General features: G+C 64.2%; 14 protein-coding genes. 6 read left to right on the plus strand and 8 right to left on the minus strand.

Going from position 1 to position 20175, the window contains the following annotated elements; translation table 11 throughout:
* Nucleotides 1-4 precede the first annotated feature (4 nt).
* The 5 genes from B097_RS0105355 (at nt 5) to B097_RS13120 (ending at nt 3420) form a co-directional block, all read left to right on the plus strand.
* Complete coding sequence (locus B097_RS0105355) at nt 5-376, plus strand: hypothetical protein (protein ID WP_018581515.1); 372 nt, start codon at nt 5-7, stop codon at nt 374-376.
* Between the two features lie 143 nt (nt 377-519).
* Complete coding sequence (locus tag B097_RS0105360) at nt 520-1836, plus strand: DUF445 domain-containing protein (RefSeq protein WP_018581516.1); 1317 nt, start codon at nt 520-522, stop codon at nt 1834-1836.
* A 38-nt stretch (nt 1837-1874) separates the two neighbouring features.
* Nucleotides 1875-2555, plus strand: coding sequence for a CGLAU_01105 family protein (locus tag B097_RS0105365; protein WP_018581517.1), 681 nt, complete (start codon nt 1875-1877; stop codon nt 2553-2555).
* Nucleotides 2556-2867: a DUF2516 family protein gene (locus B097_RS0105370; protein WP_018581518.1), complete on the plus strand. Its 312-nt coding sequence runs from the start codon at nt 2556-2558 to the stop codon at nt 2865-2867.
* Nucleotides 2848-3420: a hypothetical protein gene (locus B097_RS13120; protein WP_147287113.1), complete on the plus strand. Its 573-nt coding sequence runs from the start codon at nt 2848-2850 to the stop codon at nt 3418-3420. Before B097_RS0105370 ends, B097_RS13120 begins: the two co-directional genes overlap by 20 nt.
* On the opposite strand, the gene B097_RS0105380 is transcribed toward B097_RS13120, so the two are convergent.
* The 3 genes from B097_RS0105380 to B097_RS0105390 form a co-directional block, all read right to left on the minus strand.
* Nucleotides 3389-4180 carry an LmeA family phospholipid-binding protein gene (locus B097_RS0105380; protein WP_018581520.1) on the minus strand — a complete coding sequence of 264 codons (792 nt, stop codon included), beginning with the start codon at nt 4178-4180 and terminating at the stop codon, nt 3389-3391. The two genes, B097_RS13120 and B097_RS0105380, sit on opposite strands and share 32 nt — an antisense overlap.
* A gap of 67 nt (nt 4181-4247) precedes the next feature.
* Nucleotides 4248-5075: a class I SAM-dependent methyltransferase gene (locus B097_RS0105385; RefSeq protein ID WP_026254334.1), complete on the minus strand. Its 828-nt coding sequence runs from the start codon at nt 5073-5075 to the stop codon at nt 4248-4250.
* Between the two features lie 14 nt (nt 5076-5089).
* The gene (locus tag B097_RS0105390) at nt 5090-5584 is read right to left on the minus strand and encodes a DUF2505 domain-containing protein (protein WP_018581522.1); all 495 of its coding nucleotides are present in this window, start codon (nt 5582-5584) and stop codon (nt 5090-5092) included.
* A gap of 24 nt (nt 5585-5608) precedes the next feature.
* On the opposite strand from B097_RS0105390, the gene B097_RS0105395 reads away from it, so the two are divergent.
* Entirely contained in the window at nt 5609-6694 is a 1086-nt protein-coding gene (locus B097_RS0105395) for a UDP-N-acetylmuramate dehydrogenase (protein ID WP_018581523.1), read from the plus strand.
* Here the strand turns inward: B097_RS0105395 and B097_RS0105400 are convergent.
* The 5 genes from B097_RS0105400 to B097_RS0105420 all read right to left on the minus strand — a co-directional run bounded on the left by B097_RS0105400 (nt 6691) and on the right by B097_RS0105420 (nt 20167).
* Nucleotides 6691-7527, minus strand: a complete 837-nt coding sequence (locus tag B097_RS0105400; RefSeq protein ID WP_018581524.1) for a carbohydrate ABC transporter permease — start codon at nt 7525-7527, stop codon at nt 6691-6693. The genes B097_RS0105395 and B097_RS0105400 overlap by 4 nt on opposite strands.
* Nucleotides 7524-8534: a carbohydrate ABC transporter permease gene (locus tag B097_RS0105405; RefSeq protein WP_018581525.1), complete on the minus strand. Its 1011-nt coding sequence runs from the start codon at nt 8532-8534 to the stop codon at nt 7524-7526. The genes B097_RS0105400 and B097_RS0105405 overlap by 4 nt, the downstream gene beginning before the upstream one ends.
* A 16-nt stretch (nt 8535-8550) precedes the next feature.
* On the minus strand, nt 8551-9840 hold the full coding sequence (locus B097_RS0105410) for an ABC transporter substrate-binding protein (RefSeq protein WP_018581526.1): 1290 nt from the start codon (nt 9838-9840) through the stop codon (nt 8551-8553).
* Nucleotides 9841-9939: 99 nt separating this feature from the next.
* The gene (locus B097_RS0105415) at nt 9940-10977 is read right to left on the minus strand and encodes an ABC transporter ATP-binding protein (RefSeq protein ID WP_018581527.1); all 1038 of its coding nucleotides are present in this window, start codon (nt 10975-10977) and stop codon (nt 9940-9942) included.
* A 118-nt stretch (nt 10978-11095) separates the two neighbouring features.
* On the minus strand, nt 11096-20167 hold the full coding sequence (locus B097_RS0105420; protein ID WP_018581528.1) for a type I polyketide synthase: 9072 nt from the start codon (nt 20165-20167) through the stop codon (nt 11096-11098).
* Nucleotides 20168-20175 lie beyond the last annotated feature (8 nt).

Consider the following 20175-nt stretch of genomic DNA (forward strand, 5'->3'; position numbering starts at 1 on the left):
GGCAATGAGCGCTTCGAACTCAGTGTCAGACATTAAGGCTGAGTCCTTCCCGGAGTACTCCGGTGGCAAGCTACAGGACACCTACATTGAGGGCTATGACCCGGTGTCCCTTGGTGCACCCCATTCTTCCCTTGTTCGCACCTCCACGTGGCTGGGGATGGGGATGATCATGTCCGGCATCGCTGCGACGGGCATCCTGATTTACGGCATCGCCACTGGTATTTGGGGCACGGGCTCTTCTGATGACTACAGCCAGCCGCTCATGATCATCGGCGCGATCCTCGCGGTGGTCTTCTACGTCGTTGGCTTCGGTGCCGTGCGTTACGGCCGCCGTTACTACCGCCAGTACCGGGCAGAGACTGGGCGTAAAAACTAGTCCGCTTTTCGACGAATCCCCCGACCGGCCACGTGCCTCGGGGGATTCTTTGTGTCTAGGATGGCCTTAAGTTCAGTGGGTTGATCACCTTCTTCTGATACCTTCCGCTATTTAACGATCCATCCGAAAGAATGACTTCTATTATGGGTAAACATTCGCCAGTTGCTGAAGCATCCTCGCAGTCCTCCATGCCGGGGATGAGCATGGAGGCAGAGGCCGCTCGTCGTCAAGCACTGCGTAAACACCAAGCCTTCGCAACGGGCCTGCTGGTGCTTGCCGCAGTGATTTTCCTCGCGTGCTCCTGGTGGCAGTCCACGACAGACGCGCCCGGCTGGGTGGGCTACGTGCGCGCGGCGGCGGAAGCAGGGATGGTCGGCGGTATTGCGGACTGGTTCGCAGTGACAGCCCTGTTCCGACACCCGATGCGCATCCCGATCCCACACACCGCGCTGATCCCGAATAAGAAGGACCAGTTGGGCGACGCACTGTCCAGCTTCGTGGGGGAGAACTTCCTCAACGCGCAGCTGATCACGGAGAAGGTCTCCCAGGCGAATATTCCGCAGCGGGCTGGCGAATGGCTCGCGCAGCGGGAGAACGCGGAGAAGGTGTCGCGTGAGGCGGGCCGGCTGACCGTCAACGCACTGCGCGCCATGGATCCGAAAGATGCCGAAGACCTGATCAACTCGCAGGTTATCGCGCGCATCGCCGAGCCGACGTGGGGGCCGGTGGCCGGGCGCGCGTTGGAGGGGCTGATCGCCGACGGCAAGACCGAACCGATGATCGACGCGACGATCACCTGGGCGCGCGAGAAACTCGACGGCATGGAGGACTCCATCGTCATGCTTGTCGACGAGCGCATGCCGGCCTGGGCACCCGAATTCACCCGCAAGATCGCCGGCAACACGGTGTATAACCAGTTGGTGAAGTTCATGGCGGACGTCGATACGCAACCCAACCACAAGGCCCGCCAGGCGCTGCGCACCCAGCTGAACAACCTGGCGCAGGACCTCCAGTTCGATGGAGAGATGATCACGAAGGTGGAGCGGCTGAAGGCTGATGTGATGGGGTCTGACGCCGTGCAGAGCGCTGCCAGCGAGCTGTGGGCGAGCATGTCCGCCTCCCTGATCGAGGCCGCCGGCGATGAAAACTCCACCCTGCGCCGCCGGGCAACCGAGCTGTGCATGTATTGGGGTGAGCGCGTATCGACGGACCGTGAGCTGCGCGCCACGCTAGACGACCGCCTAAAGTCCATCGTGAGCTTCTTGGCCACTAATTATGCAGGCGAGGTCACGGCCATCATCTCCGAGACCATCAAGCGGTGGGATGCGCACGAGGCCAGCGAAAAGATCGAACTGATGGTGGGCAAGGACCTGCAATATATCCGCGTCAACGGCACGGTGGTCGGTGCGTTGGCAGGTTTAGTTATTTACACTGTTAATCAGCTGCTTTTCGGCGTCTAATCTGCAATCGTTTAAACAATCTAAGAAGGACAAGGCTCATGACTGATCAGAACACGAACTCGAATAGTGAATCTCTTGGCGAATCGCTGAAGGGTGCCGGCGAGGCGCTCGTCGCGGCGGGCGCCAGCCTGGGCGACATGGTGGGCGATTTCACCCGCCGTTTTAAGGCCGACCGCGAGGCTGATACGCCGGCGGGTGCACACGCTGCTTCCTCGCCGCTCGATGACGATGACACGGTGCTCGACCAGGTGAAGCACGCTGTGAGCCGGGCGCGTGAGGCATTCGGCCAGGCGTCGAATGCTGATGAGTACAAGCAGGCTTCGGCGTCCTTTGCGGGCGATGCGGAGCACATCTTCCGCGACCTGGCCGGCTCGGTGTCGCGTGCGGCGCAGGGTGCGAAGGAGTCGGATCGTGCCGATGAAGCCCGCAGCGCTTTCGACGATGCCATCGCCCAGGTCCGCGCCACCTTCGATCAGGCCGTGGGCCAGGTGCGTGAGCGTGCGAACAGCGCAGGCGACGACGCTACGAAGGCAGAGAGCGAAGGCGTGATCGCCGACATGCGCAACCGTATGGAGGGCCTGATCAACCGCGTGTCTGAGGGATTCAGCAACGGCAATGATCAAGGCAGTGATCAGGCCGCAGATGGTGCGGATATTATTGACGGCGAGGTCGTCGACACGGACGACAACACCGCCAACCCGAAGGATGATGTCAACTAAATGGTTCAGACCCTCGATGCAGTCACTGTGTTGACCCGGCTGCCATCTCTGCTGGAGTTCCTGCTGTTTGTCTTGGTGGGTGTTGCGGCGGTGGTGGGCGCGGTCATGGTGGCTAACACCCGGCCCGATGCTTTTGACGCTGCGAACCGCCAGCCGAAGCCGATGTGGATCCTGATTCTTGCAGGTAGCGCGTTCGCCTGTCTGCTGAAACTGCCTCTGCTGGCATGGATCGGCGCGATTGCCACGGGTGTCTACTATTTCGATGTGCGCCCGCAGATCCAGCGAATCTTGCGTGGTGATTTCGGCTATTAGCGCTGTATCGGATCGTGAGTGGCTCGCCACCCGGGTCGGCACCTTCGGAGCCGGACGCCCCGTGGCGGGCCTTTCCGCGTTCCCGGCCGGGGTGGTCGTGGAGCCATTGGACGTGCCGTCCGCACCCGGTTCTGTGATCGCTTTGGTGGGGTGGCCCACTGGGCGCCACCAGAGCCTTGTGAAGGCGGCCGAGGCCCGTTTGGCCGGCGAAATGGGGGCGACAGAGGTATGGCTTACTGTGCCGGTTGACGCTCACGACGAGCAGCCTGATGAGTCTGCGTTGCTGTCCGACATGATCGCAGTGGGCCAGGCCGTCGGGGAGGGGGTGCGCTTCGGGGTGATCGCACCGAATCCCTACGTGGCCGCACTCGCCGACAAAGCGGGGGCCGAGGTGGTTGCCGTCGACGCAGCGGGAGGGGCTGTGCCCGAGGTCAAGGCGGAGGTGGCTGTGTTCGGGGAGATCGACGATATCGACGCGGTAATCGATTGGCTGTCCCGCGGCGCGGCGCGCGTCTTTCCCGCTAGGCCTGATCAGAGTTTGACAGCTCGTTGAGGTTCACGTTCTGGCCGGTGGCGGTGATGCGGAAGCCGTCGGGGATGACGGTAAATTCCTGAATCGTCAGCGACATCGTCATTTCCTGCTGGAAGGCCTCAGCCAGCAGCCGGGTGACAAACTCGGTGACCTGGGGCGGCAGGTCGAAGGAGAACAGGGAGACAGAGGCGGCCTCAAAGGTGAGCTGCTCATCCACCATCACTGGGCGCAGTTCAAGAGACAGGATGCCCTCGGTGAAGACGATGTCGAATGTATTGTCGTTGGGGTTCGCGGTCACCTCGCTGATGGAGATCAGATTGGTCAGAAAGCCCGTTATCTCTGAGTCCGTCTCGCCCGATTCAAGCGCCTTGTTTAGTTCTTGGCGCAGGATTTCTTCGACATAATCGTCGGGAAGCTCAGTGGTGACCAAGAGCGACCCCGCGACCGGATCGTTGGACATGGACAGGTCCTCGATCGCAATGTGCGCGGCCGGCGCGCCGGCGATCGGCTCAGTGTCCAGCTGCAGGGTGGACGGGGTAGTCACTTCCATGGAGGGAATGTTGCCGGCCACCAGGCTAGCCACAAGGGGGTACGGGCCGAAAGAGACCGACGGCTCCTCCTGTACCGCCACGGTGTCTGGCGTGGCCTCCGCGAACTGGGAGCGCATCTGGTGGGAAATGAACCAGCGCAGTCCAATTTCGACGACAAGGACGAGGACAAGGATGCCGACCAAAATGGCCAAAATCACTTTCCACACGGTCGACGCAGTCGATTTGCTCATCAGTTAGTTCATCTCCAACAGGCGCTTAGCGCACCAACAGTGGCGGTCACGGAGTTTCAAAAGGGAATTAAATAATATCAGGGGCCACAAGAGCCCAATCCACAGTCAAAATATTATCGCGAATCGGTCGGCGCTGCGGGTGAAGTTGCACGCCTTCAGCGATCAACAATTCCCGCGCCTGCCGCCACCTGATCCGCGGGCCATAAGGCTCCCAGCTGGCGGCACGGTCCCACGCCGCGTCGGCGGACTGCAACAAGTCATGAATCTTCTCACCAGGCCGGTTGAGATGAATCAGCTTCTTCGGCAGGCGTTCGGCCACATCACTAGGGCGCTCAACGTCGAACGGGTCCCAGGCCAGCGTCAAGGTGAGCGGCCCGCCCTCGTCGAGAAGCACCCACGCAGCCCGCCTGCCGATCTCATCGCACGTGCCCTCAAGAAACAGCCCCCCAGGGGCCAAGCGCGAGCACACCTCGTGCCACATCATGTCCACCTGGTCCACGTCATACTGGCGCAGCACATTAAACGCGCGCACATAGTCGGGGCGATAGCCGGCGAGCTCGAAGCCGCCCAGCTCAAAACGGACCCCATCGCGGGGCGGCAGGACACGCTCAGGGTCGATTTCCAGCCCCACAACTTCCACGTTGGGGTTAAGGCGGCGCAGCCAGCGAGACCACTCAACGGTCGTCGTAAAGCTTGCTCCGTACCCCACATCGACCGCCAGCGGCGCCGGCCTGCCACGGATCAGCGAAGAAACGCGCGGGTGGTAAAACGCCCACCGGTCAGAGCGGCGCAGGCGATTGAACCCGGTCGTTCCGCGGGTGATCACGCCAAATGGCCGACCACGGCTCGCCCCGGCGCCTGTGGGCGCGCGCAAGTTATGAGCATGGTCGGCCACGAAAACTCCAGGGTTTAGAGGTTTTCGGAGATCCAGGTCTCGGTGAGCTTGCCCTCGTTGGTGAAGATCTCAGCCAGTGCTTCGCCCACCTTCGGCTCAATAGCAGGGCCCATGAATGGGATATCCACGGTGACTTCGTTCTCGTAGGACAAGGTGGTGGAGTCCTCGCCGTTGGCCTTCAAGTGGATGTCGCCCTTCATGTCCACTGGGGTGCCCTTGACGTCACCGGTGAAGGACAGCTCTGCGGAGTCGCCGTTGAGTTCGCCGACGGTGACCACGCGCTTGAGCTTCAGCGACTGCGAGACCATCGCGCGCACGGCCTCCGGCAGGATGTCGAGGGGCAGGATTTCGAAGAGGGTAGCGGTGTTATCGCTAAAGTCGCTGAGCTCGCCTGGTTCCGGCGACAGGTTTTCGGCGATGTACGCCCAGTACTCGGCCTTCGTGTAGGCCTCGTGCACCTTCTGCGCAGGGTGGTTGATGGTTACGGTGTTTTCGCTACGGTTTGCCATAGCAGACAGACTACCGTTAGAGGCGTGTCTGATTCATCTAAGGCCCGCATCCCGGGCGATATTTTTGTCACATTGACCGCGATCGACGGCATCACGCCGCTCGAGGATTTTGCCTTTTCGCAGGTCACTACTTTGCGCGTGGGTGGCAGTCCGGCTGCGGCGGTGCGCGCGCAGACAAGCGAGGCCTTGGCTTCCGCGGTGCAGCTTCTCGACGACAACGGCGTGGATCTGCTGGTCGTCGGCGGTGGCTCAAACCTTGTGGTGGCGGACGGGGAGCTGGATCTTGTGGCGGTGGTCGCGGCCAACGATAAGGTGACGATCCACCCGGACGGCACCGTCAACGCGGAAGCCGGCGCGGTGTGGGACGACGTGGTGGCCGCCACGGTAGAGCACAAGCTGGCCGGCATCGAGGTCCTAAGCGGGATCCCCGGTTCGGTGGGGGCGGTGCCGGTGCAGAACGTGGGCGCGTACGGCGCGGAGATCGCCGACGTGCTGCAGCGCGTGAAACTGTATAACCGTCAGACCCGCACCACGGAGTGGGTTGAGCCAGAGGACCTGGATTTGGCTTACCGCTATTCCAACCTGAAGTTCACGGGCCGCGCCGTGGTGTTGGAGGTGGAGCTGAAGCTGGATCCCACGGGCATTTCCATTCCGCTGCGCCACATGGAGAACCGCCGCGTGTCGGTGGCGGCGGCGCGCGAGTCGGTGTTGGAGCAGCGTCACCGCAAGGGCATGGTGCTGGATGCTTCTGATCACGACACCTGGAGTGCGGGTTCCTTTTTCACCAACCCGGTCGTCGATACGCGCCTTGCGGATGAGATTGATGCGAAGGTCGGCGAGGAGAACATGCCGCGTTTCCCGCAGCCGGATGGGCGCGAGAAGCTGTCGGCGGCGTGGCTGATCGAACGCGCCGGTTTTCAGCGCGGTTACCCGGGTGAGGGGGCGCCGGTTCGCTTATCGACGAAGCACACGCTGGCCATCACCAACCGGGGCCAGGCGCGTGCAGACGATGTGAAGGCGCTCGCGCGCGAGGTCCGGGCCGGTGTGGAGGAGGCGTTCGGGGTGCGGCTGGTGCCGGAGCCGGTGTGGATCCGTCTGGCTATTGATTAACCCTTGACACCGCCGGCCGTCAGCCCCGAGACGATGCGCCGCTGGAAGGCCAGCACCATCAGGATCAGCGGCACCGTCACAAGCGCGCCGGCGGCCATGGTGGCGGCGTATGGGTACTCGAAAGCGCTCGGCCCGGCGAAACGCGCGATGGCCACGGTGACGGGTTCGGTGGCCACCGTCGACAGCTGCTGCGCCAACATGTACTCATTCCAGGCGGCGATGAACGCCAAGATCGCGGTGGTAAACAGTGCCGGCGCCGCAAGGGGAAGCATGACCATGCGAAACGCCTGGGCCCGGGAGGCGCCGTCGACACGCGCCGCCTCCTCCAGCTCCCACGGAAGTTGCCGGAAGAAGGAGATCAGCGTGTAGATCGTCAGCGGCAGCGCAAAGGAAATATTCGGCACGATCATCGCCTGGTAGGTGCCAATCCACCCGATGTTGGAAAACAGCTGGAACAGGGGAGTGACCAAGGCGATGCCCGGGAACATTGACGCCGCCAGCACGATGCCGGTGATCAGCGACTTGCCCGGGAAGTTCAGCCGCGCCAGGGCGTAGCCCGCGCCGACGCCGACGATCACCGCTACCAGCGTGGTCGCCACCGAGATGATCAGTGAGTTCACGATCGCGCGTCCGAAATTATTGCCCTTGTCCGTGGCAAGTGCGTCGCGGAAATTATCCAGCGTGACGTGCGTTGGCCACGGGGTCGTGTCAAACGTGAAGGCGGAATCGCGCAACGCGACAACCAGCATCCAATAAAACGGTGCCAGCCCCCACACCAGGATGAAAGCCACACCTATGTAGTGCAAGATGGCGGCTCTGCGCTTGGCGTTCATGCCGTGGCCTCCTTTTCCTGCCGGGCCTGCCGTGCTTGTCGACGACGGGCCTCGCGCGCGTCTTTGCGCTCCTGCCCCTTCCCGGAGACGTCCGCGCCGAGGAACCGGATCAGGATAAACGCGACGGCGAAGACGAAGAGGAAGATCAGTGTGGACATGGCGGAGGCGGAGTTGAAGTTGCCTTGGCGCATGTCTTGGACCACCAGCTGGCTGACCACGGCGGTGGGGGAGTTGGCGGAGGCGCTGATCATGATGACCGGCAGGTCATACATGCGCAGCGCGTCGAGCGTGCGGAAGAGCACCGCCACCATCAGCGCGGGGCGTACCAGCGGCAGGGTGATCAGCCAGAACTGTTGCCAGCGGGTGGCGTTGTCCACGCGCGCTGCTTCGTAGGTTTCTTTCGGGATCATCTGCAGCCCGGCCAGGATGAGCAGCGCCATGAAGGGGGCTGTTTTCCACACGTCGGCGATGATCACGGCGAAGCGGGCGGCCCAGGGGTCGGTGGTCCACATGATGTTGGTGCCAAGCACTGAGTTGACCACGCCTTGCGGGGCGAACATGAATTGCCACAGCTTGGCGGTCACGGCGGTGGGGATGGCCCAGGGGATCAGGACAGCGGCGCGGACCAGCCCGCGGCCTTTATAGTCGCCGGCCATGATCAGCGCCATGATCATCCCCAGCACGGTTTCCAGCCCGACGGTGGTGACGGTGAAGAAGATCGTGTTGCGCACCGCCGGCCAGAAGTCTGTGGCCAGGGTGCCGGGCGGGCAGACCCCGGCTTCGCCGCTGGGTGTCATGCAGCGTTGTGTCAGCCAGTACAGGTAGTGGTCGAAGCCGGCGAAGCCGCCCTCAACGAAAAGGCCGGTGTCGGGGTCCAGGTGCCTGTCGGCCTGGAAGGACAGGAAGATGGCGCGCAGGACTGGGTAGCCCATAACGACAGCAAGCACCAAAAGCGCGGGCGCCAAGAGCAGCGCTGCGCGTTTGGTGCTTTGAGCTTTTGTGAGCATTGGTTGAGAAGACCGGTTATCCGGCGGCGTTTTCGATCGCAGCCTTCATGCCGGCGGTGGCGTCGTCGACGCTCTTGCCGGCGGTCAGTGCCGCGTACGCGTTGTCCTGGATGGCCTTAGAGATCTCGGTGTAGAACGGGGAGACTGGGCGCGGCACCGCGTTTTCCAGGGAGGTCTTCAGGGCAGGCAGGTACGGGTACTTTTCGACGAGGGACTCGTCGTCATAGATGGACGCCAACACTGGTGGGAAGGAGGCCTCTGCGAAGCTCATCTGGTTGTCCTCATTGATGATGAACTCGATGAAGTCGCGCGCGGTGGCCTTGTTCTCGGAGTTGATGTTGATGCCGTTGTTGTAACCACCCAGGGTGGATGCGCCCACACCGTCCTCGCCGACCAGCGGGGAGACCTCAACGTTGCCGGCTACCTCAGAGGCTTCGCCTTCCGCGTTGGTGTACATGTATGGCCAGTTGATGGCGTAGGCGGTGCGGCCTTCGACGAAGGCGAGGTTGGTTTCTTCCTCGGTGGCTGCGGTGGAGTCTTCGGTGATCACACCGTCCGAGTAGGCGTCGACAAGCGCCTGCAGGCCGGCCTTGGAGCCTTCGGAGTCAACGGTGACTTCTTGGCCGTCCTCGCCCAGGATGGATCCGCCCCAGCCTTCCATGAAGCCTGCGGTGTTGACGGTCAGGCCCTCGTACTGGGACAGCTGGGTTGTCAGGCAGCCGACCTCGTCCAGGTCCTGGCAGGAGTCGATGAGCTCCTGGAAGTTGGCGGGCTCTTCGGGGATGAATTCGGTGTTGCGGTAGAGCAGCTGGCCGTTGGTGTTCTGCGGCAGGGCGTAGAGGGTGTCGTTGTAGGTGGCGGATTCGACGGTGGCCTCAAGCAGTCCGGAGGTGTCTACTTCCAGTTCGCCCTCCAGGGGCGCGAGGTACTGGTTGGCGGCGAATTCGCCGGTCCAGACCACGTCGAGAGCCATGACGTCGTAGTCAGAGTTGCCGGCCTGCAGGGACTGCACGAGGGTTTCGCGCTGGGCGTCGGCCTCGCCTGGCAGTTCGCGCAGGGTGACTTCTTCGTCGGGGTGCTCGGCGTTCCACGCTTCGATGATGGGGACGAGCTTGTCGGTGTCGTTCGCGCCCATCGCGAAGGTGATGGGGCCGCGGGCGGCTTCGGTGCCATCATCGACGGGGGCGGCGCCACCGGAGGAGGAGCCGGCGGAGTCTTCGCCGCCGGAGCAGGCAACCAGGCTCATCGCCGCGAGGGTGGCGGCGGCGACGGTGCCGGCGGTACGTCGAGTGAAACGAATCGACATGGGACGTCCTTTCGGTTAAGGAATAAATTTTCCCTTACCATAGTGAGACCGGCTACCCCCGCGGGCCAAAGTGAAGTAAATCACCCCAGGTGGGGGTAGCTATGCCCGCTTTTCGACGATCCGCTCGCCCGTTTCCTTTGAAAAACGGTGCGCGCTAGCCCCGTCAAAGGCCACCGTGGCCGTATCACCCATGCGCGGAATGTGCCCCTGCGGCACCTTGGCCACGTAGCGGACGCCTTCACTGTCGAGGTACACGTACGCCTCCGAGCCCAGCTCCTCCACCAAGCTCACGGTGCCGGTACGCCGCGACATACCCGCCGCGAAATCGTTTGGCCCGTCGTCGATAAGCAAGTGCATGTGCTCGGGCCGCACGCCCAAGCGGACGGTGGGGTCGGCGGGGTCGTCGAAAATGTTCATGGCGGGGGAGCCGATGAAACCGGCGACGAACTCATTGACCGGCTCGTTGTACAGCTCCTTTGGCGGCGCGACCTGCTGCAGGACGCCGTCGTTGAGCACGGCGACCCGATCGCCCATCGTCATCGCCTCCACCTGGTCGTGCGTGACATACACGGTGGTCGTGCCCAAGCGGCGCTGCAGGGCGGCAAGCTCGGCGCGGGTCTGCACACGCAGCTTCGCGTCCAGGTTCGACAGCGGCTCATCCATCAGGAAGACCTTCGGCTCGCGCACGATCGCCCGGCCCATCGCCACGCGCTGGCGCTGACCACCAGAGAGGTCCTTCGGCTTACGGTCCAAAAACTCGCTCAGCCCCAGCAGCTCGGCGGCCTCGTTGACTTTCGCGTCAATCTCCGCCTGCGAGAGCTTGGCCAACTTCAGCGCAAAACCCATATTCTTCGCCACCGTCAGGTGCGGGTAGAGGGCATAGTTCTGAAAGACCATGGCCACGTCGCGTTCGCCGGGTTCCATGTGGGTCACGTCGGTGTCGTCGATAAGAATCCTGCCGTGGCTCGTCGGCTCCAGCCCGGCCAGCGAGCGCAGCGTGGTGGATTTGCCACAGCCCGACGGCCCCACCAGCACTAGGAACTCGCCGTCGTCGATATGCAGGTCAAAGTCCTTCACGCTGGGCTCGGCGGCGCCGGGGTAGGTGATGGACACGTGGTCGAACGTTATCGATGCCATAAAGCGAAACTTTAGCAATCCGCCGTGGCCCCTGCGGCGCTTTTCGCTTAACGACGAAGCACCCCTCGGTGACCCTCCACAGGCAACCGAGGGGTGCTTCCCCCTAACTACTTATCCGCTACGCGATCGGATAAGTGCCATCCTCTCCGAGGCGCGCGTTCTCGTCGAGAAGCAACGCGATCTCGGAAGACTTCGTGTGGCCCTCCACGAAGCGGCGGTTCTCGATCTGCGTGAACAGGTCAGCACGCCCGATCATGCCCGCCTCCAGACGGCCCGCGCCGTGGCGGAGACGGTCGGTGGCGCGCTCACGCCAGCTCTGCGCCGCGTCCTCGCCACGCTGCTGACGCAGTGCCGCGTAGAACACGCCCGGGTGCGCCAACACCAGCAGTGCGCCGACATGGCCGAAGCCCAGCGACGTCAACGCCGCCGCCTTCACGTTGCCCGCGCCCAGTGCAAGCGGTGCACGCAGCCAGACCAAGTTCTTCGACTTCGGCTCCAGCAGCGGATCCACACAGTCCAGTGACGCGTTCTGTGGCAGGTCGCCGGTGCGCAGCGCATCGATGATGCCGCCGGTCTGGAACAGGGCTGCGCCTGCCTTGGAGTGGCCGGTGAGCGTCTTCTGGGAGATGACGTACATCGGCTTCTTCGGGTCGCGGCCGATCGCAGGCCACAGCAGGGAGTGCAGCTCGGACTCGTTCGGGTCGTTGGCGTTGGTGGAGGTGTCGTGCTTGGACAAGACACTGACATCGTCTGGGGTGAGCCCCAGGGACTTCAGGTTCTTCGCCAGGCGCGAGTTCTCCCCGCCGCGCGCAGCAGCCAGCACACCCAGGCCAGGGGCCGGGATGGAGGTGTGCGCACCATCGCCGAAGGATGAGGCGTAGCCGATGACCGCGTAGACCGGCAGGCCCAGCTCGGCCGCCAGCGAACCGCGGGCGATCAGCACCGTACCGCCGCCTTCAGCCTCGAGGAAGCCGCCACGACGGCGGTCATTCGCACGAGAGATGAAGCGGTTGTGGATGCCCTGGTCGGTCATCTTCTTGGTCTCAGCGGTGGCGTTCATGTCGCCGAAGCCGGTCAGGGATTCCACCTGCACGTCGTCGATACCGCCGGCGACCACGAAGTCCGCCTTGCCCAGCGCGATCTTGTCCACGGCCTCTTCCACGGACACCGCGGCGGTCGCACACGCGCCGACCGGGTGAATCATGGAACCGTAGCCGCCGACCAGCGACTGCATCACGTGCGCTGCCACAACGTTCGGCAGTGCTTCCTGCAGGATGTCGCTCGGGCGTTCCTCGCCCAGGAAGCGGGTGACGAACACCTTGTGCAGGGATTCGATGCCGCCGATACCGGTGCCCTGGGTCGTGGAGACCTGGGCTGGGTGGATCGCCTGCATCAGCTCTGCCGGGGTGAAGCCAGCGGAGATGAACGCATCGATCGCGGTGACCAGGTTCCACACCGCGATGCGGTCCAGTCCGTCGATCATCTGCGCCGGGATGCCCCAGTTAGCAGGGTCGAAGTCGTCCGGGATCTGGCCCGCGACGGTGCGGGTCAGGGTCGCCTTGCGCGGCACGCGCGCGGTGGCGCCTGCCTTGCGGGTGACGGTCCATTCGCCGTCGACCTCGGCGACCTCGGTCTTGTCTGGGTCGGCTTCCTCGATGTCGCGGGCCTCGGCCTCGTTCGCGACGGTAAACGTGATGTCGCGGTCGAGGAAGACCTCGGTGGCATCGATCGAGCCCTGGTCGGTGAGGAAGTACTTGTCGGTCAGGGTGCGGATACCGGAGCGCGCCACGACTTCGTCGCGGAAGCGGTCGTAGATATCCTCTTCCTTCACTTCCTCACCGCTGGAGGTGACGTACCAGCCTGGGTTCGGATCCTCGTTCCATTCGACGAGGTTCATCATCCACGCCAGTTCCAGGACGCCGGCGGCGGTCAGTTCGGCATCGCCGTCACGCTGGATGCCGTATTCCGCTTCACGACGAGTGCGTCCCAGACCCCAGGAGGACACCTCGCCCAGGCCGACGACGACGATCATGTCATCGAGGTTGCAGGTGACCTCGCCGACTTCTGCCTCGACTGGCTGGGTTGGGTGCGCGATATTCGGCAGTGCCTTGATGGTGACTGGGGCCTCGAGCGTCTCTCCGCTCTTTTCGTCCGCGCCAGCGGCCGCCGCTTCCTTCGCCATGTCAGGCAGGGAGATCGGCGAATCGCCCAGGCCGCCGGTGAGGTCCAGCTCGATCGGTGCGTCCGCAGCCTTGGCGCGGCTCTCCTTGGAGGCTAGGCCAACCAGCTCGGAGGAGATTTCCTCAGGGCTCCACACGTGGATGCCCTTCTCCTTGGCGGTATCGACCATGAAGTCATTGCCGCCCATCAGGCCGGTGCCGGCAACCCAACCAATCTTCGCCTGGGCCAGGGTGACGCCTTCTGGCCAGCCGGCCTCAGCACCCCACTTCGCCAGGATGGCATCGAGGGCTGCCTTGACCTCGCCGTAGGCGCCATCGCCGCCGAACATGCCGCGGTTCGGGGAACCAGGCAGAACGACGTGGGTGCGGGTGGCGGGGAAGTCGTCGGCACGCTGCGCCAGCTCGGACAGGCCAGCGATGGTGCGCTCCACGGACCACAGCAGCAGGCGGGTCTGGTTTTCGGCGGCTGGGCCGGCGTCGGCAAGCGAGCCAGAGACCGACGGCGCCGCAAACGGGTACGCCAAGGTCGGTGTGAGCGCAGGCTTGATGATCTTGACCTCGTTGCCCACGGTCTCACGCTGCTCGGAGCCAATCCAGTCAATCAGCGCGTCAATGTCGCGGTAGCTGGAGAGGTTCGCAGGAACCACCCACAGCTGCGCGCCAACAGAGGCATTGTCCTTGTACAGCGTGCGCGCGAATTCCTTGCGCGCCTGGCTGACGTTGGACGCCGTCATGATCACGGTCGCACCACCAGCAAGCAGCTTTTCGACGACCGCTGTGGCGATCGAATCAGGCGCAGCACCGGTGACCAGTGCGACATCGCCGGCGAACTCTTCCTCGGCCTCCTCGCGGGCGACCGTGGCGATCTCGCGCAGCAGCTCCACGTTCTGGTAGCCGTTGTCGGCATACCATTCTGCCTGCTCAGCGACCGTGGTGCCGGTGCCGGCGAAGCGGCTGGCTTCCAGAGTCATCTCTCCTAGCGCAATGCGGGCGAGGTCCTCGCGGGCTTGGGCCCAGCGGTCGTCGAAAAGCACCGCGCGGCGCGCATCGAAGACCGGGGTGACCAGCTTGACCCAGCCGGAGCCCAGCTCTGCTTCGACGGTGTCGATGACAGTGGTGTCCAGGCCCTCGGTCTCTGGAGCAGCCGAAAGGTCCACGCCCAGCTTGTCCAGCAGGGTGCGTGCGGTGGAGACCAGGGTGTCCTTCATCTCGTCGGCGTAGGCATCGAGTGCGGCCGAGTCGACCACACCGCCGCCACCGCCCGAGCCGCCGGAAGCCAGGGACACGGACACACCATGGCGGGAGGCGACGGACTGCACTGCGGCGTCGACAAGCGCGTCCACGTCAGCCTTCGACGACGCGGAGATCGGGATCGTTGCCAGCGTTCCGCCGCGCACGGACTCCTCGTCGCGCGAGCCCAGCAGGATCTCTGCCTCAACGCGGGCAACCCACGACTCTGGCAGGCCCCACGCGCCGGAGACGCGCTCGCCGACGTAAGCCGGCTTCACACCGGCAGCACCGGTGAGCTGGCGCAGGCGGGCAGTAACCGCCTCAGAGAGGACGGAGCCGAAAGGCTTGTAGCCAGGCGCCGCGGTCTTGACCTTCTCGCGCAAGGTTGCCACGTCTGCGTCGGCGGCGCCGTCGATGGCAGGCACGCCGATTTCCGCAGACATGTCCATGAGCAGCTGGTTACGACGAGAGGACACGCCGTTGGTCAGTTCTTCGACGGTGTCGGTGTCGTTGATCTGCTCCAAGCGCATCTTGTTCTGGAAGCTGAACAGCACCATGATCGCGTCCGCCGCGGTGAACGGCAGGTCGGGCGCGTCGGCGCCGGAGCCGCCACCGGATGCAGCAGGAGCTGGCGCGGGTGCGCTCGCGGGTTCTGGGGTGGCCGGGGCAGCCTCGGCCTGAGCTGGAGACTGTGCTGGCTCCTCGCCGCCTGCGGAAGCCGCGGAATCCTCGGCAGGCTCAGGAAGATCCTGCACAGGCGCCTCGACGACATCTCGCAGCATGACCTGATCCTGGTTCGCTTCCACGTTGAACACTGGGATGTGGTGGCCGATGACGTCCATCTCACGCTTTGCCAGGTTCGTCAGGGTTGGGCTGGACGCCAGGCCAACCTCGATCATCTGGTCGTTGGTGCGCAGCAGCAGGTCCTGGGTCTCAATCCAGCGCACAGGCGATGCGAACTGCCACGCCAGCAGCTCGATGAGCAGCGTGCGCGCCAGGGTATTGGCATCGGTGTTTTCTGGAGTGACATTCTTCAGGCGCTCGGTGGGGACCTCGTCCTTGATGGAATCGATGAAGTCCTGAGTCAGCTCGAAGGGGCGGGCCACCAGGTTCGGGACGTAGCGGTTCTCCAGCGCCTCAATATCGATCTCTGCTGGCAGCAGCTCGTCGAGCTTCTCAGCGAACGCAGGCACGCCGTCGCGCAGGACGGAGGAGTGGAATGGCACGTCGATGCCAGGGACGGTGACGTAGGCGCGGTCGCGGATCGCGTTCGCCTCTGCCTTCAGCGCCGCCAGCCCCTTCTTGGTACCCGCAATGGAGTACTGCTGGCCAGCGATGTTGTAGTTGACGATCTGCAGGAACTCGCCGGTCTTCTCAGACACGCTCGCGACATAGTCCTCCACCTCGTCGGCAGACACACCGATCATGTTCGGGCGCAGCGCACCCATGCCGTAATCGGAATTGCCTTCCTCATCGCGCGGTACCAGCGAGCCCATAGCGGAGCCACGAGAGTAGACCACGTCGATGACTGCCTCGAGGTCGAAAATATTCGCGAGAGACGCCAGCGCGGTGTACTCGCCCAGCGAGTGGCCCGCGTACATGGAGTTCGACGCCAATGCATCAGCCTCACGCAGACGCTCGGTCTGCGCATAAGCGACGACGGCCAGCGCGACCTGGGTGAACTGCGTCAGGTGCAGCACGCCCTGTGGGTGGCGGAACGTCGTGCCCTTAACGACGAGCTCTGTGGGGTTCTCGTCGATAATGCGCTGGATGCTAAAGCCCAGTGCTTCGCGGGTGTGGCGGTCGGCGCGGCGCCAGATCTCACGCGCAGCTGGAGATGCGTCGCGGTCGGACTTGCCCATGCCCTCGGTCTGGATACCCTGACCTGGGAACACGTAGGCAGTCTTCGGCTGTGCCAGCAGCGCCTGGCCGACGGAGACGACCTCGCCGTCGATGCGGCAGGTCACCTCGAGGGCCTTGTGGATGCCCTTGCGGCCCACGCGCTCGACGGTGATCTCCACCTCATCGTTCAGCTGCACCATGCCGTACATGGAGTAGGTCCAGCCCACGACCTCGCCGTGGCGCGCTGCCAGGTGCTGGGCGGTGGCGGACAGCCACATGCCGTGCACCAGCGGGGCCTGCAGATTGACCAGGCCGGACGCGTTGTAGGAGGTGTGGATCGGGTTGTAGTCACCGGAGACCAGCGCGAACGGGGTCATGTCAGCCGGGGCGGTGACGGTGGCGCGGTCCACGAAGGAACGCGGGGTGGCCTCGATCTTGGTGGAGGACTTGCCGCCGCCGAACTCAGGAGCCGGAGTTGGCTGAGCCGTGCCGGTGGCGCGACCGCGGATGGCGAAGCGCTGCATCTGTGTAGCGACGACGTCCTGGGACTCGTGGTCGCGCAGCTCCAGTTCCACGGTGACGATGCGCCCGGAGACAGACTCGTCGATAGCCGTGCACTTGGAGGTCACGTCGATGCGGCGGCCGTCGGCAAGCTCATGCAGCGGAACCCGCACATCAACAACATGGTTGAGGTGCACGGCGTTGAGCAGGCCCTCGATGACGGGGTATCCGTCGGAAAGCTGACCGGAGCCCAGCGCGGTGTAGATCGCTGGCCAGCATGGGCCGACAAGGACGTCGGGCGTGCCGACGACGTTCTCGGCACCTGCATCGGCGGAATCGCCACCGACAGGCAGGGCCGCGCCGGTGACATTGGTGTGAGCCGTCAGCAGGGAAGCGGGCAGGGTGAAGGAGTACTCCGCCACGCCGAAAGGCGCGTCCTCAGAGACGGATCCCTCGATGATCTGTGGCATCTCGGTGATCTCGTCGCCGGTCTCCGAGGTGGAGCCGACACCAGCAAGACCCTGCAGCAGTGCGAAGACGGAATCCGGCAGTCGCTCGTCGGACACGACAGGGGATGCGCCGGTGGCTACGCCCTCAGACAGGTCGAGCGGGATGGTGACTTCGCGCACGTAGAACGGGCGCTGGTCTTCCGGCAGGTCATCCCAGTAGGAATCGGAGTTGATGCGGATCGACCACGCGCCGTCTTCGTCCTGGATCAGGTCATAAGCGTCATCGTCCATCTCATAGGCCGGGTTGGCCATGAGGTGGCCGTGCCACACGATGGTCGGTGCCGCCTTGATGAACTCCTCGGCGGTCGTGGCGTTAGCCAGGCGGGAGTACTGCTCGTTGACCTCGGCGCCAGCCTTCTCGAGCGCCTCGGTTGCGCCGGCTTCGAAACGGCCCAGCAGGTCAGCGACGGGCTCGTTCTTCTTCGTGATGCCAGCAACGGCCAGTGGGCCAGGGATGATGCGGACTTCGTCAGCGTCGTAACGCTCGTCCTGCGCCTGCCACAGGGTGTCCTTGCCGAACCAGGTCTTCAAGTCGCCGTCGATGGCTGGGACCCACGGCATTGGCTTGACGTGCTTGTAGTGCAGGGAGATCCACCACGCGGCATCGCGCGGGCTCACCGTGGTCTCGCGGGCCTCAGGGTAGGCCTCCAGCAGGCGGGCGGCCATGGCAGGTGCGTCGGCTACCTCGTCGATATCCGGGAAGAGGGTCTCGATATCGCCGTGGTCCGCGTCATTCAAGCGGGCTTCGACGCGGTGGAGCAGGTCGAAGAAGCGGTCATCCCAGGTGGGGTCGACGAATGGGTGTGCCAGTTCGACGAAGCGCTCGACCCACTCGGCGTACGTCATGGTTTCAACGTCGCCGAAGTATGGCTTGGAGGTCTTGTTGATCGCCTCGATGATCTCATCGCGGCGGTCCTGGTAGTCCTCCACGTCGGTTGCCGTGATCAGGCGGGAAGCCGCTGCGAAGGAGTTGTCCAAGTCGTGGATATCGGCCAGCAGGTGCGACTGGGAGGAGGCGACACCGTTGCGGCCGGTGCCGCGGGAGACCCAGCCGCCGTTGTCGTCGGCAGCGATACCAGCGGTGTTGACCAGCAGGTCCTTGACGGAATCGGTGGCCTTGGCCTCCTTGGTCGCCATGGCGACGGTGCCGATGAACACGGCATCGACAGGCATCGGGGCCAAGCCGTACTTCTCAGACCAGGTACCGGTGATGTAGGTCGCGGCCACCTCGGGGGCGTAGATGCCGCCGCCGACGGTGAGCAGCGCGTTCGGGTGCTGGCGGACCTCCGCGTAGGTATCCAGCAGCATGTCATCCAGGTTGGTCCAGGAGTGGTGGCCACCAGCGTGGCCGTCCTCGACCTGAATGATCACGGGGAAGTCCGGGTTCGCGGCAGCGATCTTCACCGCGTCGCGGATCTGCTTCGAGGTGCCCGGCTTGAAGGAAATGTAGGGGAAGCCGTCTGCCTTGAGCTGAGCGAGCAGCTCGGTGGCCTCGTCGACCTCAGGGATACCAGCGGAGATGCACACACCGTTGAAGGATGCGCCGGCAGCACGCGCCTTCGGCACGATGCGCGCCTGGCCGAACTGCAGGTTCCACAGGAAGCGGTCGAAGAACATGGTGTTGAACTGGGCGGTGCGGCCCGGCTCCAGGAAGGACTCCATCACGTCCTTGTGATGGGTAAAGACCTCGTCGGAGTACATGCCGCCGCCGGCCATCTCCGTCCAGTAGCCAGCGTTGGCGGCAGCCGCGACGATCTCACCGTCAGCCGAGGTCGGCGTCATGCCACCCAGCATGATCGGCGACAAGCCAGTCACGGTGGAGAAGCGGGTCTGGGTATAGGTCTTGCCGTCAGGCAGACGAACCAGGCGCGGCGCGAACTGGGAGTAGTCCACCGCCTCAGGAAGCTCGGCGCCCGGGGTGGCCAGGTCATCGCGTGCCGACGAAGAATCAGCCGTGACAACAGCCACACCAAACCCGTGGGTGAGCTTGGATGTGATGGTGGCCAAGGACTTGTCCAGCGCCACAATATGGGTGACGCCCTCGTCGATAAGTTCCGTAATCTTGTTTGGCCAGTTGTGCTGGTCGTGCAGGATGGCGCGGGCCAGGTCGCGGGCGGAGAACTCGCCTAGGTCAATGCCGCACTGCTCAGCCCAGGTGGCGGCCAGCTGAGCGGCCTGCTCGGTGGCGTCGGTGTTGCCGTGGAATGGGTAGGCGACGGGGAGCTCGTCGAAAAGCGGGTTCATCTCCGCGCCACCGAACTCGGCGGCCTCAAGCTGCGCGTTGAAGGATTCTGCGGCGGATTCGATCGCCGTGCGCGCAGCCTCCAAGGCTTCCGGCGTGCCAGAGAGCACTGCGTGGCGGGGGCCATTGATCACGGCGACCTGTGCGCCGGAATCTTCCACCAGCTCGGTGACCTCCTCGACGAACAGGCCGCGGACGGAGAGCATGTGGGGGCGCTCATCGGTTGCGCCATGCACGTGCGAAGCAGCCGTGCCCAGCAGCAGAGCAAAGGCCAGAGCCTGCTCTGGGTGGCGGGCGGCAACCACACCCAGGGAGCCCTGGGAGTGGCCGACCAGCTGCGTGTCGGTGATGTCTAAGCCCAGATCGCGCAGCTGTTCCACCGCGGCGATCTGACCCAGCACGATGCCCGGAACGGACACAGCCGGGTGCACATCGATGTTCTGCGCAGCAGCGGAAGCGTCCTCCTCGATCAGCTCGCGCAGGCGCTCGTTGGTACCAGGCACGGTGGAGGCCAGCAGGCGGGCGAGAGGGCCCGTCGTGGTGCGTGCGCGGTCCAGCAAGTCGCTGAGGCGGCTGCGTGTCATGGGGGAGGTGGCGGCGTCGGCAAGCGTGGCCTGCCAGTTGGAACCCTGCCCTGCGAATGCGAGGGCCGGTTTCGTCATAGCCAGAAGTGGCGTCAAAGTCATGCGTATGT

The sequence above is a fragment of the Corynebacterium pilosum DSM 20521 = CIP 103422 genome, from assembly GCF_000373805.1.
Classification (GTDB): Bacteria; Actinomycetota; Actinomycetes; order Mycobacteriales; family Mycobacteriaceae; genus Corynebacterium; species Corynebacterium pilosum.